The sequence below is a fragment of the Tropicimonas sp. IMCC6043 genome (assembly GCF_004146235.1).
Lineage (GTDB): Bacteria > Pseudomonadota > Alphaproteobacteria > Rhodobacterales > Rhodobacteraceae > Tropicimonas.
Genome location: NZ_SELO01000029.1, coordinates 14,944 through 28,382, shown reverse-complemented (window position 1 = coordinate 28,382; position 13,439 = coordinate 14,944). Strand labels below are relative to the sequence as shown.

The following is a 13,439-nucleotide window of genomic DNA, read 5'->3' as shown; positions in this document are numbered from 1 at the left end:
AGAAACTGAAAAAGATCGACCGTAGATTGTCTTCAATTTCGGGTCCGGCGCATTGGGGTCTTGTTGCGAAGTGCAGACGATTTCCGCAAACAGCGGCATCAGCGCCTGGTGTGCACGATGTTGAACCACCTCCGGTGCGCAGCAAAGTCTGGCGCTTGCGATATCTTGCGGACCTCGGCACGACGCATCAGTCGTTCTGCAATTATGAATGAGGCGACGGCCACGGGAACACCTCCCACCATCTGCCCAATGAGCACGCCTTCGGCGCCCCAGATCTGCGCCCCAGCCCAGACAAACGGAAAGATACCCAGCGTGTTGCGCCCCCAGTTGACCCATGTCGAATAGAATGGGTGGCCTAGGTTGTTGTATGAAGCGTTTCCGATGAAGATCACGCCGTTGAAGATCCAGAGAAGCGAGAGCGGCCCGCAGAAGAGAAAGACGAGTTCCCGGGCGTCCCCTGTTGCCCCGAACAAGTCAGCGATCCAGCCACGAGCCAAGAACAGGACAGCAACGGCTGGCACAACGTAAACGACGATCAGCCCGATACTCGTGTTGAAGGCCGTGCGCACGCGGTGGTGCCGTCCAGCCCCAAAATTCTGCCCGATAATGGGTCCGATGGCGCCCGACATGGCAAAGATCAGGGCGAAGGCAATGGGAGTGATCCGGCCTACGATCGCCATCCCCGCGACCGCGGCCTCTCCGAACTCGGCCACGGCGCGAACAACGTACGCGCCGCCGATGGGTGCCGCAATGTTCGACAACATGGCCGGGACGGCGATCGCCGCGATGGTTTTCAGGTCACGGGCCAAGGCCGCTGGGTCCAGCCGCGACAAGCCGCCAAATCTTGTTTGCAGGTGCCAGAGAGCAGTGGCGGCAAGGGCGAACCGCGAAACCACGCTGGCAGCCGCGGCGCCGTCCAAATCCCAACCGAAGACAAAGATGAATATCGGGTCGAGCGCCGCATTCACTACCCCGGCTACCAGCGTAACCTGCATGGATAGCCGTCCGGCGCCATGGCTGCGCAGCGCAGCGCTGCCGACAATGCCGATCATCAAGAGCGGCATGCTCGGCAGAAGGATCGTCAGGTAGGACATGGCGAGACGCTGTGTCTCGTCGCGGGCGCCAATGAGCCTTGTCAGGTCCTCGAGATTGACGAGGATCAGCGTCGCGAAAGCGATCGCGAAGACGACGCCCACGATCATGACGTGCGTCAGCACTTCGCTGGCCCGATCGGTGAAGCCCTCGCCCAGGGCGCGGGCCACGAGGGCCCCGCCCGCTATGGCCATACCGATGCAGATCGAAGTCGTCAGGAACAGGACCGTTCCGGCGAACCCCACGGCTGCGGCAAGTTCCTCCACCCCAAGCATCGAGATGAAGAGCATGTCCACGACGTCGACCAAGAAGATGGCGACGAGTCCTACCGCCGACGTGAGCGACATGACGATGATATGTCGAGTAAGGCTTCCGGTGAGAAAGGCGGCCGGCAGGTCGCTCACGCTGTACCGGCCTTCGGCTCTGCCATGATCCCATGCATGCGGTCGGCCAACTCAGCCTCCGATTCGTCCCGCATCTGGTTGATGCTAGCAAGGTAGGCTTCGTTCTCGGTAGCGGGCACGGCAGGGTCGTAGTGCTCCGCCGCCATCACCATTACCTTGCGGTCGAAGTCCTGAAAAACCGCCGTGACCCGCTCGGCCTGGTCGCGCGAGTAGCCCAGGGCCTCAACCGCGGAACGGCCCATTCTTAGCGAACTGTCATAGGTCTCACGGATAATGTCGCGGCAGCCGACATACCAGAGGTCATAGACATGGTTGCGATCCACCGCGCGGGCTATGACGTGTACGTCGGGATGGTGTTCGTGCAGGTGCTTGGCGAGCTCGGTGATCTGGTCCTTTTCATCGATGGCGATGATGAAGAGCTTCGCATGCTGGATACCGGCGGCGTGAAGCAGATCGGCCCGGGTCGCATCGCCGTAGTACGCCTGAATCCCGAATTTCTTGAGCATCTCCAGCTGTTTTGAACTGTAGTCGATCACCGTCGGCCGCAGGCCCGCCCCACGCAGCAGCCTCGCGACGATACCGCCGACCCGGCCGTGCCCGGCAATGATGATGTCACTCTGTTCCTCGATCGCATCCACTTCCCGCTCTTCTTGTGCCGAGAAGCGGGGCACAACCATACGATCGTAGAGGATGAACAGCACCGGCGTCAGCAGCATGGACAGCGCCACAATCAGGAGCAGCCGGTCCGCCAAGTCTCCGGGAATAACGGCGCTCGCAACAGTGAATGACAAGAGCACGAAGCCAAACTCGCCGGCTTGCGCCAGTCCGAGGGAAAACAGGAACCTGTCCGACCCGCCGATCCGGAACGCAACCGCCAGTCCGTAGAGGACCGCCGCCTTGACCGCCATGAGCCCTACCGACAGGCCGAAAATGGCGAGGAAATCATCGAAGAGAAGCCCGAAGTTAATCCCTGCTCCCACAGTCATGAAGAACAGCCCGAGGAGCAGACCCTTGAACGGATCGATGTCGCTTTCGAGCTCGTGGCGGTACTCGCTGTTGGCCAGCACCACGCCCGCGAGGAAAGTTCCGAGGGCCGGTGACAGCCCGACCAGCGTCATCAGCAGCGCGATCGCGATGACGATCATCAGTGCGGTCGCGACGAAGAGCTCGCGCAAATTGGCGGCCGCGATGAAGCGAAAGATAGGCCCAGTGAGGAACGAACCGATGACGATGACCGCCGAGATAGCTGCCAGTGTAACCAGCGCCACTCCCCAACCCGGCAAGCCGTCTACCAGGCTAAGACTGGCACCATGCTCGTTACCACCACCGTGTCCGCCGCCTGCGTTCTCGACGAGCGTGTGAGCGAGATCCGGCATGGCAAGCAGCGGGATCAGCGCCAGCATCGGGATCACCGCGATATCCTGGAACAGAAGTACGGAGAATGAAGACTGCCCCCCGTCGCTCCGCATCAGGCCTTTTTCCTGCAGCGTCTGAAGGACGATGGCCGTCGAACTGAGCGCCAACACCAGCCCGACGGACAGAGCCACGGACCAGACATGCCCAAAGGCCATCGTCACGGCCATGACGGCCACCGCCGTCAGTGCCACTTGACCGCCGCCGAGACCCAAGAGCCGCGCCCGCATGGACCAGAGTATCTTCGGTTCCAGTTCCAGCCCGACTAGAAACAGCATCATCACGACGCCGAACTCCGCAAAGTGCTGGATAGAGACCACATCCACATGAAGCAGGGCCAAGATCGGGCTGATGACGATCCCAGCGATTAGGTAGCCGAGGACCGACCCGAGCCCCAGGCGAGCTGCGAGTGGGACCGAAACGACGCCCGCGATCAGGAAGACGAAGGCCAGCAGAAGAAAGTCAGTCATAAGAATCTGCTCCGAGGCATCCGATGGGGAGAAGTCTTGCAGAACCGTACGCATTGTAAACCGCTGCGTCGCCAGGTGAGTGTAGCGATGCTGCGTCGAATGAGGATCGTCAGGTCCGCGACAGGTCGTCTTCGTCCGCTCAGTCGACTTTCAGAAAGCGTGTTGATGCTGCGCTGTGAAGAATGACGGCTTTGTCCGAGAAGTGGATGTTCAGCGCGACCGCACCGAGCGCCTGTTTTGGGCCCTGTCATGTTATTATCTGCGGTGTGTCGGAACTCGCGGGCGTTCCTTTTGCCGGTCCGAGCAGAACGACCCGTGACCACCCTTTGAGGCATTCATCTTCCCAATGCCTCGACCGTTAACTCGGCCGCGGCGGCACCGGAATACTGCTGCTGCCCGGTGATCAGGTTGCCGTCCCGCACGGCGAACGCCTTGAACATGCCCGAGACGATGAAGTTCGTGTCCGGAAGCTTCTTTGCCTCCTCCTCGATCCAGAAGGGCTGGATCTTCATGCCCACGAAAGCGTCCGCGTAGGCTTCCTCGCTGTTGGCGAAGCCCGTCCATGTCTTGCCCTTGACGAGGAGATCTCCGCTTGAAAGCCTCGTTTTTAGGAGGACGCAGGTCCCGTGGCAGACTACGGCCACGATCTTGCCCGCCTCGTAGGCGCGGGCGACGAAGTCGTGAAGGTCAGTGTCGCCGATCATCGTGACCATGGGCGACTGCCCGCCCGCGAGGAAGATCGCGTCGTAGCTGTCGAGTTCGACCTCTGCGATGGAGCGCGTGCCTTTCAGTAGCTTGGCGTGGGTTTCGGACTTCTTGAAGCCAAGCGAAATAAGGTCATGGGCGGAGTATCCAGACGGGTCCTCGGGGTCCGAGTAGCTGTCGGTCTCAAGGTCGCCGCCCTTGGGGCTCGCGATGTCGACCTCGTATCCCGCTTCGGTGAAAACCCAGAAGGGATGGGTAAGCTCGGCCCACCAGAAGCCGATGGGCCAGCCGGTTGTCGGCGATACGCCAGGATTGGCGGCGATCATCAGGACGCGCTTCTTCACGTGGATGTCAATGGATGCGGTCATTTCTCTCTCCAGTTCTTAGAGTTGTGGTTTTGGGGTAGACAAAGCGGGCGATCCGAGGCGTCAGCCTCGACATGACGAGGTAGGTCATCTGCCCGACCTGGGTGGCGACGGTGACAAGGATGCGAAGGGGAAGGGGTCAGCCCGCCATGGCGGGGCCGAGTGCGAGATTTAATGCTAGGACGAGGAAGAAGATCACCGCGATCAGAACCAGCGCCATACGGTGCGGCGAAGGCTGCGGCATCCGCGTACCGTGTGGCAGGCCGAACCAGAACTCGAGTCCGGTCATGCGATCCCAGGCTGCTTCCCCGTCGAAGTAGTCCGCGGCCTCCGCCACAATTGGCGTGCGGAAATCTGAGCTTTCGAACGCCTCGAGATGGTCGAGTCTGTCAAAGTGGAAGACGCTTCGATAGGCGCCGCCGGGCCGGGGCCGGGAGAACTCGGCTCCGAGGTAGCCCTCGAAATTCTGTGCAACACCCTTGGTTAGCTGGGCGAGCCAGGCCTCGTACTCCGCCTCGCATCCCGCCCGGACCCTGCGGCGGACGACGACGGTGACGGGGTCGCTCATGGGACAACCGAAGGCAGGTCGTACCAGTCGGGCATAGACTGCTCCCAGAGGTTCTTGATAATGCGTCTTCCGGTCGGGCCGTCGACAAGGCCTGCGGAAATCAGCCAGCGCCCCGTAGGCGTGACCTCTTTAAGGACACGCGCGCCACAGGTGCCGCAAAAGGCACGGCGAGAGGTCTCGGAGGACTGGTACCAGACCAGCGCTTCCGCGCCGTCGAGTGATACGTCCGCGACAGGGGCTGCGAGGAAGGCGTTGAAATTGCCATGCGTCTTCAGACAGTCGCCGCAGTGGCAGGCGAGGACGCCAGCCGCCTCTGACGGAAGAGCGATCCGCACGGTACCGCAATGGCAGGAAGCGTGGAGGTTCTTGGACACCCTGGGCTCCTTCTCAAGATATGACCGAAAAGGCCCAGTCGCGGCCCTTTCCGCGCGCGAGCGCCTGGTTGATCCAGACGAGCGCGAAGGGCTCCAGCAGGCGGGACATCGTTATGTCACCTGCATCGAGTGGCTCGAAACCGAGGTCGCGAAGGAGATCGGCCACGGCGCCCTTGGCGGCATCGTCGTCACCCGCCATCAGCATCGCGGGCCGGTGGGACAGGCGACCATTCTCCGCCATCAATTCAGCGCCGACTTGGTTCAGCGTCTTGACCACGCGCGCATGCGGCAGGAGACGCTGCACCGTCTCGCCGCCCGAAGTCGTGTGTCCGAGCAACAAAGCGATGCCGCCGTTCGAACGGCCGAGGGGATTGGTGCAGTCGATCACGATCTTGCCCGCGAGATCACCCAACCCCGACAGTGCGTCCTCCATCGCCGCCCAGGGCAGGGCGAGGATGACGACGTCAGCGAATGCTGCGGCCTCGGCTGGCTCGGACACTGCAGCCTGCGTCCCGGCGGCGATTGCCTGAACCTTTGCTGCGTCGGGCGTCCGTGCGCCGAGCATGACCTCGTGGCCCTTGCCACTCAGCCCGCGTGAAAGAGCCGTGCCCACGCTTCCCGTGCCGATGATTGATATCCGCATCAAATTCTCCTTGCGCGAAGCCATGGTCCGGAGTTAGGCGCAAGGAGATAAAAGTGAAAACGAATACGTATCATGTCTGACTTAAGTATTAACGAACTCAGAAGGCTCGACCTGACGCTGCTTCTGGTCTTCCTCGGCCTCTTGAGGCACCGGAAGGCTTCGGAAGTGGCAGTGGAACTCGGCCTCACCCAATCGGCTATCAGCCAAGCGCTGAAGCGCCTTCGCGAGATCTTCGGCGACGAGCTTTTCCTTCGCCGCCCACATGGCATGGATCCGACAGCGACGGCGCTCGCGCTCGAGCTTCCGGTGGCGCAGGCTGTGGAGACACTCAGGGGAGCACTCGGGGTCGCGCGCCGTTTCAACCCAGCGGGGGCGAACGGCGTCGTGCGCGTATGCGCTCTCGACGCCGAGCAAGCCGTTCTCATCCCGCCGTTCGCGGCAAGAGTTCGGGCGGCGGCGCCAGGCCTGCGAATGTCGGTTCTTCCCCTCGGCCGGGGCGAGGCCGTGGCGGCGCTGGCTGATGGGCGGGCCGACCTCGCTCTTGGCTTCCTGTGGGATGTCCCGGACTGGCTCTCTGGTCAGCGGCTCTACGACGAAGGCTTTCTCGTCGCCGGGCGGCCGGAGGCTCTTCCCGAGGCGCCAGCGATCAGCCTCAACGCTTATTGCACGGCGGAGCACGTTCTTGTCTCACCTGCCGGAGATCTCTCCGGCATTGTGGACCGGCAGCTTGCCGCCCTTGGACTCTCTCGCCGCGTGGTCCTCGGGTTTCCCGCCTTCCTGCCCGCACTCTCAGCGGTCTCCGCGTCAGGTGCGCTCGTCACTCTGCCCGCCCGAGTTGCTCATGCAATTGCCCCTGCGTTCGGTCTCGTCACGGCAAAGCCCCCGGTGGACGCCAGGCGCTTTCCGGTGTCTGTCTTCTGGCACCGCCGAAACGACAATGACCCGCGAACTCTGTGGCTAACGAACGAAGTCTTGAGCGTTCTCGAAATCTGACAATCACAGAGGTCTGCCTCGTCCGCTTGGTGAACCTCGGCGATACCCCCGACGAAAGTCCGCTCTTTATCCGTCATTGCATGTAGCGGACGGGCCCGACGCAAAAAAATCCTCCAGTTGGGAATACACCGTTCCCGCACCCCGAAGCCCCACCCAACTACATGATATGCTGTGAGATTTACTGCTCGAGTCCATTTCCGAGCCTTGGGCTACGGCGTCATTGTTGGCCTCGCCTCCTATCTGAGTCAGCTTCGTCGAACAGTAGCCCAAGATAGCTTCTGAACAGATCAGAAGGTTCCAGCGCTTCGCCTGGGAACAAGTGGTTCCACATCGTTACCAGCACTCCCGGCGCCAGCAGAAGCATCGGCAAGCGTTCCAGCGCATCGCTTTGGATCTCGCCCCTGCTCCTCGCTCGGGCACCGATCCGACGCGCCGCCGCGAGCACTGGATCCAATGCGACCTTTCGGTAGGCGACCAGCACTTCTGGAAACCTCTGCCCCTCGCTCAGTATCAACCGAAAGAGCGCCTGCCGCAGCTCGGCTTGCTCGTCGGTGACAAGGGGCATCATCGCGCGAAGCACGAAGTCGAGCGTTGGCTCGTCCTCTCCTGGGGGTTCGAGGTCGAACCGTTCCACTGCGCCGCCCAACATCTCGGTCACGACACCTTCGAACAGCGCCTCTTTCGTTGGGAAGTAAAGGTAAAGCGTTCCTTTCGCGAGTCCGGCATCCCGCGCAACGTCCAGCATCCGCGTGCGCTCGAAGCCCTCTGACAGGAACCGGGTCAGGGCCGCCTCGCAGATCCTCGCCTGGGTTTCCGCCGTCTTCTGCGGGCTCGGGCCCCGCCCGCGACGTGTCTCTGCCATCGATGCCCCTCAATACCTGTTTGGATTCGATATTACATTAAAAATGACCTTAGGGACAGTTTTATCTTGACAAAAATGACCCAAAGGCCACTTTTGAGGTGATCGAAGGAGAAACCGATGGATTCGCCAAGGCAACCAAATGGCGCAGAGCGCCCGCGCCTCCGCATGGCCGGACAGATCGTCCTGTCCCTCGCCTTTCGCGGAGCGGCGAGTACAAAGCTCGCTAGCGCTCCACAAATCGTCGATCAATTCGCAAAGATCGGCTTTGGACGGTGGTTCCGTTATCCTTTTGCCGCGCAATATCATCCGGCACTGGTTCAACTGGCTCTTGCACCCGGGCAGCCGACTTCATCTCAAAATCGTGCTGATCGTTTGGCCGGGAGTCTGACATGCTGAAGAAGGTCGATCCGGGCGCCCCCCCTTTGCCGCTCGAAGTCCAGCTTCCAAAGAAGATGGCTCGTGCATGCTCGAAGTGGGCAGGCAAACTACTGGTTCTTGCCGTTGTCGCGACCGCCTTCGTAACTGGCGGGGTATTTGCGACCGTGCGGGAACCGGAGGCCTTCGCCGGCCTTGCAGACCTTGTGGACGGGGCGGCAGGGACGCTGCCGGCACAATCCGAGGCGATTATCCCGATCGCCGAGGCGTCCCGCCCTGTCCTGGGGCTCGCAAGGCTGATGCCGGACGGCGATCTGATCCGTGTGTCGCCCCCCTTCGGTGCGGCGGACGCGCGTATAGCGGAGATCCTTGTGTCTGAAGGCGATCGGGTCGCGACCGGCGATCTGCTCGCCGTGCTCGACAACCGCCCGGCTCTTGAAAGCGCGCGCCTCGCGGCGAAGGCAGCTGTTGTGCAGCGCGAAGCCGCCCTTGCCCAATCGCGCGAGACGGTCCGCATCGGCCTTCTGGAAGCGCGGGCCTCGGTCGGCGAGGCTGAGGCGGCAACGCAAATTGCCGAAACCCGCCTCGCGAGAGCGCGGGCTCTGGCAGAGCGTGGTGTGACAACGGCAGCAACACTGGATGATCTGCAAGCCGCAGCGGCGCAGGCTGCGCAAGGTCTGGCGAGGGCGCGCGCGACGCTTGCGCGATGGGACACCGGGGAAATCGGCACCCACCCGGACATCGTCATCGCGCAGGCTGCAAGCGATGCAGCACGGATCGACCTCGAGCGCGCCGCGCGCGACCTGGCCCGGTCGGAAGTGCGAGCACCGATCTCAGGCGTCGTGCTGGAGATCGACAGCCGTCCCGGCGAACGGCCCGGTTCGGACGGCTTGATGACGCTGGGCCAAACCGAGCGGATGGTGGCGCGCGTCGAGATATACCAGACCGAGATCGGACGCGTGCGTGAAGCCCAGCCGGTGCGACTGACCGCCGCCCCCCTCGATACGCCCCTGACCGGCCAAGTGGAGCGGATCGGACTTGTCGTCGGGCGGCAGAACCTTGTCTCGGACGACGCGGCGGCCAATACGGATGCCCGCGTTATTGAGGTTCTGGTGCGACTGGACGCCGACAGTTCTGCTCGCGCCGCGCGTCTGTCGAACCTTGAAGCCGTTGCTCACATAGAAATCGAGGGCGCTCTGTGACTCGGCTTCTCCAACGCATTCTCGGACGACTCCCTGTGGGCTGGCTTCAGCTGACCCATTCGCGCGGCAGACTCGCGGCCGCCATCGCGGGCGTGTCCTTTGCCAACGTGCTCGTCCTCGTCCAGCTAGGGATCGCCGGCGCGCTAAATGGAACCATTGCGCAGGGATATGACCTGTTTCGTGCCGACATCCTGATCTCGGCTCCGGACGCCAACACGATGACGGATGGTGGCAACGTCGCGCGCCAGCATCTGTGGCAGGCACTGGCGGATCCGGATGTAGCCGACGGTGCTGCGCTGTATATCGGCACGCTAACCTGGTCACGGACGAGCGGGGACACCGCGCTCCAGACCTTCGGGATCGGTCCGGACAAGGGGGATTTCCTCGCGCCGAACCTGGCTCCCCACGCGGCCTCGCTGATGCGGGCGGACACTGCGGTGATCGACCGGATGACCCGCAGGCTGGAGCCGGGGCTTGTCGCCACGTTGTCGGAAACCACGCCCCTAACGTTCGAAGGCGGCGGGCGGACCCTGAGCGTGACCGGCGCTTTCACGGGTGGCGTCGGCTTCAGCGCAGATGGGTACATGCTGGTCTCGGACCAGACCTTTCTGTCCCTGTTTCCGCGGCGGTTGTCCGGCGCGCCAAACCATCTTCTGATCCGGCTCGCTCCCGGCGCCGATCCGGCGCAGGTGGCTGACCGGCTGCGCAGGGATCTGGGCGGCGATCTTCGCGTCCGGTCCATGGCCGATGCCATCGCCGAGGACCAGCAATACCAGGGGACCGAGCGGCCCACTGGCATCATCTTCGGCTTCGGGGTCGTCATCGGCGTTCTCGTCGGGATCGTGATCGTCTATCAGGTCCTGTCCACTGATGTCGCCGACCATCTGCGCGAATACGCAACTTTCAAAGCGGTAGGGTATCCCCATCGGTATTTTATCTCAATCATACTGGAAGAGGCACTGATCCTGGCCACACTCGGATTTGTGCCGGGCATTGCAATCGCGACTGGCCTCTATGCCGCGCTCAATACCGCGACCGGGCTGCCGCTGGTTATGACCGTGGATACGGCGCTTGCGGTTCTCGCCGGCACCATGGCCGCCTGCGCGCTGTCGGGCGCCATCGCGACGCGCAGGCTCGCGGCCGCCGATCCGGCCGATCTGTTCTGAGCCCCGCCGTGAACAAAGTCGCCTCGCCCATCCGCGTGACCGGACTGAACCACTGGTTCGGCAAGAACGAGGCCCGCAAACAGGCGATCTTCGACGTTAACCTCACCATTCCACGCGGCAGCCTGACGATCCTGATGGGCCCCTCAGGCTCCGGCAAGACGACGGTGCTGACACTCATGGGATGTCTTCGCGATGTCCAAGGCGGATCGGTGCGCCTGCTCGATCACGAACTCAACGGTGCCCGGACCGCCGAGCAGGTGGCGCTGCGCCGCCGCCTCGGCTTCATCTTTCAGGCCCACAACCTGCATGGCAGCCTGACCGCAAGACAAAACGTGTTGATCGGACTGGAAGTTCACGGAGGCGGCGCCTCGGCGGCCTATGTCGAGGCGGCCAATCACATGCTGGGCCTTGTCGGGCTGGGCGAACGGCTGGACTATCTGCCCGGCAGCCTGTCTGGCGGACAGAAACAGAGGGTCGCCGTGGCCCGTGCCCTCGTCGGAAACCCCGAGATCGTCTTTGCCGATGAACCGACCGCAGCGCTTGACAAGGAAAGCGGGCGAACGGTCGTGGAGATGCTCAAGGCCCTGGGACGAGAGCGCGGCACGACGACCGTGATGGTCACCCATGACAACCGCATCCTTGACCTGGCAGACCGCATCGTGACGCTGGAGGATGGGCGCATCGTTGACGACCGCACGCCATGATCCGAGTGCTGGCGGTCCTCGCTACCTTGACCCTTGCTGCCTGTGCAGAACGCGGAGAGTTCTCGCCGGCACCCGAAACCACGAGCACCGCGCGCACAATCTTCCCGGTCACGAATCGGACCTCGGAACCGCCCTTGCGTTTCGGAACCGAAGTGGTTGCGGATATCTCAGCTCTTTCCTCCCCACCTTCGACCTGAACTAAATCTCACATGTGCCCTTCATCGACCGATTCGCCTACCTCGCGATGCGCATCGCGCGATCGCCAAAGCCGCGTCTGGAGAACGAGTAATTTGGTGAGCTAGTGGTGAGCAAGAAAAAACAGCTTACGAGCGCTTTTGCGGGCGCGTCTGTAAGTGTCTGTTTTTTGGTAATTTCTGGTTGAGGGGGCTGGATTTGACCTTTGCCGAACATCGGGGACGCTCACTATCTAGCATGGGTTTAAACAGTTAAGTCATTCGTTTCCGAGAGGACCGCATACTGCGCATTGCGGCCCTTCAGCATTGGTGTTGGCTTCGCAGGTGCAGCAATGCCGATGTGGAGCACCCAACCACAAACCTGACGTTGGAGGAAGATGTGGCGAACGGCAGCGGGCAGCGGACATGAACGGTCGGGCATGCCGGCGACCTCCATGCGTGAGAGCGGTCACCATCGAACCGAGGCAGCACGGACAGCGGCTCGCCGAGAGTTGACAGCCAAGACCGCGTCGAACGTCCGTCGCAGATGGGGGCTCAGTCGTGCTCTCGAAGGAACTCCGCGACCACGGCACAGTAGCGCTCGGGCTCCTCGATGTGGGCGCAGTGGGCGCTGTCCTCGAAGATGACCACACGTGACTCCGGCAGACGTTGGTGCATGGTTTCGGAGCAGACAGGAGTGATCTCGTCATGGCGGCCGACCGTAATCAGCACCGGCTTGTCGATCTCGTGCAGTCGATCGGTACGGTCCCAGTCTTTCAGGTTGCCGATCACCGTGAACTCGTTTGGGCCATTCATGGTCATGTAGACCTGATTGCCGTCGAGATTGGCGACGGTGCGGTTGAGGCAATCCGGCCAGTCCGGCAGACGGCAGACATGTAGGCGATAGAAGGTTTCCATGGCGGAAAGGTAGTCGGGGTGGTCATAGGCGCCCGCAGCCCCGTGAATCCGCAGCGCCTCCCGCTCGGCCTCCGACATCTGGCCGATCAACCGTTGTGCTTCGGTGACGAATTGCCGGGTCGAACTGGACGTGGATGCCAGGACAGCGCTCTTCACCCCTTTTGGCCGCCGCAACAACCATTCGATCGCGAGCCATCCCCCCCATGACTGGCCAAGTATGTGGCATTCGGCCAACCCGAGGGCGTCCCGCACCTCGTCGACCTCGTCGCAGAACCTTTCGACGGTCCAAAGTGTCGGATCATCCGGTTGGTCAGACCGGCCGCAGCCGAGTTGATCGAAGAACACCACCGGGCGGTCGGCAGACAGCGCCTCAAGCGGCTCCAGATAGTCGTGTCCGGCCCCGGGTCCTCCATGGAGCAACAGCAGGGGCGCCCCCGATCCTTGGCCGGCGATGCGGTACCAGAGCTTGTAGCCGTTCCCGAGGATGATGTGGCCGTCGTAACTCATAGGCGTTCTCCATTTAAGGTCGGTTACCGCGCAGGAGCGGTCAGATCGATTTTAAAAGAACTGTCAGCACTCAGTAAGCATCAGAGTGGATGACACAGAACATCTCGAACCCCTCGCGGTTACCTGTCCCCAATGGAGTTCCTGATGACCGAAACCGCGTCAACGCCAGAGATTTTTGCGGTTTCCGCGCCGCCGCTCGACACTCAAGCCCAACCGGAAGATTCTGGATCGACCCGGCCCTAACCGCGGGGGAAGGTCACCAGGAGTAGAATCCAAGAGGCGAGTTCGGTTTCGACCGTCCGTTCTGTCCACATCAGAGACTTCGCTGGCGCTTGCAGTGAGGGACCGGTCCCCGAGTGGTTTACGTGTTGCCAGGTGAGTGAAGCAGGGAGTGCTGCACATGCAGCGAATGCCCGGTAGGTCGGCATTTTACCAGTTCGTCCCGAACGCAGAATCAGGCATGAAGGGCTCGTTCCGGCCGTTCGCAGCGGCACGCACGAATGAC

At 62.3% G+C, this 13,439-nt stretch carries 12 protein-coding genes; 4 read left to right on the top strand and 8 right to left on the bottom strand.

Translation table 11 applies throughout. The annotated features are described in order from the left end of the window. Positions 1-98: 98 nt before the first annotated feature. The 6 genes from EU800_RS19600 to EU800_RS19575 all read right to left on the bottom strand — a co-directional run bounded on the left by EU800_RS19600 (position 99) and on the right by EU800_RS19575 (position 6,034). Complete coding sequence (locus tag EU800_RS19600) at positions 99-1,496, bottom strand: MATE family efflux transporter (RefSeq protein WP_129634906.1); 1,398 nt, start codon at positions 1,494-1,496, stop codon at positions 99-101. Further along, the gene (locus EU800_RS19595) at positions 1,493-3,379 is read right to left on the bottom strand and encodes a cation:proton antiporter (protein ID WP_129634904.1); all 1,887 of its coding nucleotides are present in this window, start codon (positions 3,377-3,379) and stop codon (positions 1,493-1,495) included. Before EU800_RS19595 ends, EU800_RS19600 begins: the two co-directional genes overlap by 4 nt. Before the next feature lie 335 nt (positions 3,380-3,714). Then, positions 3,715-4,452 carry a type 1 glutamine amidotransferase domain-containing protein gene (locus EU800_RS19590; RefSeq protein WP_129634902.1) on the bottom strand — a complete coding sequence of 246 codons (738 nt, stop codon included), beginning with the start codon at positions 4,450-4,452 and terminating at the stop codon, positions 3,715-3,717. A 136-nt stretch (positions 4,453-4,588) separates the two neighbouring features. After that, positions 4,589-5,017 (bottom strand): antibiotic biosynthesis monooxygenase, encoded by a 429-nt coding sequence (locus EU800_RS19585; protein WP_129634900.1) that lies wholly within the window; start codon positions 5,015-5,017, stop codon positions 4,589-4,591. Then, positions 5,014-5,391, bottom strand: a complete 378-nt coding sequence (locus EU800_RS19580; protein ID WP_129634898.1) for a GFA family protein — start codon at positions 5,389-5,391, stop codon at positions 5,014-5,016. Before EU800_RS19580 ends, EU800_RS19585 begins: the two co-directional genes overlap by 4 nt. Before the next feature lie 13 nt (positions 5,392-5,404). Further along, the gene (locus EU800_RS19575) at positions 5,405-6,034 is read right to left on the bottom strand and encodes an NADPH-dependent F420 reductase (protein ID WP_129634896.1); all 630 of its coding nucleotides are present in this window, start codon (positions 6,032-6,034) and stop codon (positions 5,405-5,407) included. A gap of 72 nt (positions 6,035-6,106) precedes the next feature. On the opposite strand from EU800_RS19575, the gene EU800_RS19570 reads away from it, so the two are divergent. Beyond that, complete coding sequence (locus tag EU800_RS19570; RefSeq protein ID WP_129634894.1) at positions 6,107-7,027, top strand: LysR family transcriptional regulator; 921 nt, start codon at positions 6,107-6,109, stop codon at positions 7,025-7,027. A gap of 217 nt (positions 7,028-7,244) precedes the next feature. Here EU800_RS19570 and EU800_RS19565 read toward each other — a convergent pair whose 3' ends face one another. Continuing rightward, positions 7,245-7,889, bottom strand: coding sequence for a TetR/AcrR family transcriptional regulator (locus EU800_RS19565; RefSeq protein ID WP_129634892.1), 645 nt, complete (start codon positions 7,887-7,889; stop codon positions 7,245-7,247). A gap of 389 nt (positions 7,890-8,278) precedes the next feature. On the opposite strand from EU800_RS19565, the gene EU800_RS19560 reads away from it, so the two are divergent. From EU800_RS19560 to EU800_RS19550, 3 genes are read left to right on the top strand one after another with little or no spacing between them, the layout of a single operon-like run. Further along, the gene (locus EU800_RS19560) at positions 8,279-9,466 is read left to right on the top strand and encodes an HlyD family efflux transporter periplasmic adaptor subunit (protein ID WP_129634890.1); all 1,188 of its coding nucleotides are present in this window, start codon (positions 8,279-8,281) and stop codon (positions 9,464-9,466) included. A gap of 35 nt (positions 9,467-9,501) precedes the next feature. Continuing rightward, complete coding sequence (gene devC / locus EU800_RS19555) at positions 9,502-10,632, top strand: ABC transporter permease DevC (RefSeq protein WP_242500642.1); 1,131 nt, start codon at positions 9,502-9,504, stop codon at positions 10,630-10,632. 8 nt (positions 10,633-10,640) lie between these two features. Further along, a complete protein-coding gene (locus EU800_RS19550; RefSeq protein WP_129634886.1) occupies positions 10,641-11,336 on the top strand; it encodes an ATP-binding cassette domain-containing protein in 696 nt (231 codons plus the stop codon). 728 nt (positions 11,337-12,064) lie between these two features. Here EU800_RS19550 and EU800_RS19545 read toward each other — a convergent pair. Continuing rightward, on the bottom strand, positions 12,065-12,934 hold the full coding sequence (locus EU800_RS19545; protein ID WP_129634884.1) for a proline iminopeptidase-family hydrolase: 870 nt from the start codon (positions 12,932-12,934) through the stop codon (positions 12,065-12,067). Positions 12,935-13,439: the final 505 nt, after the last annotated feature.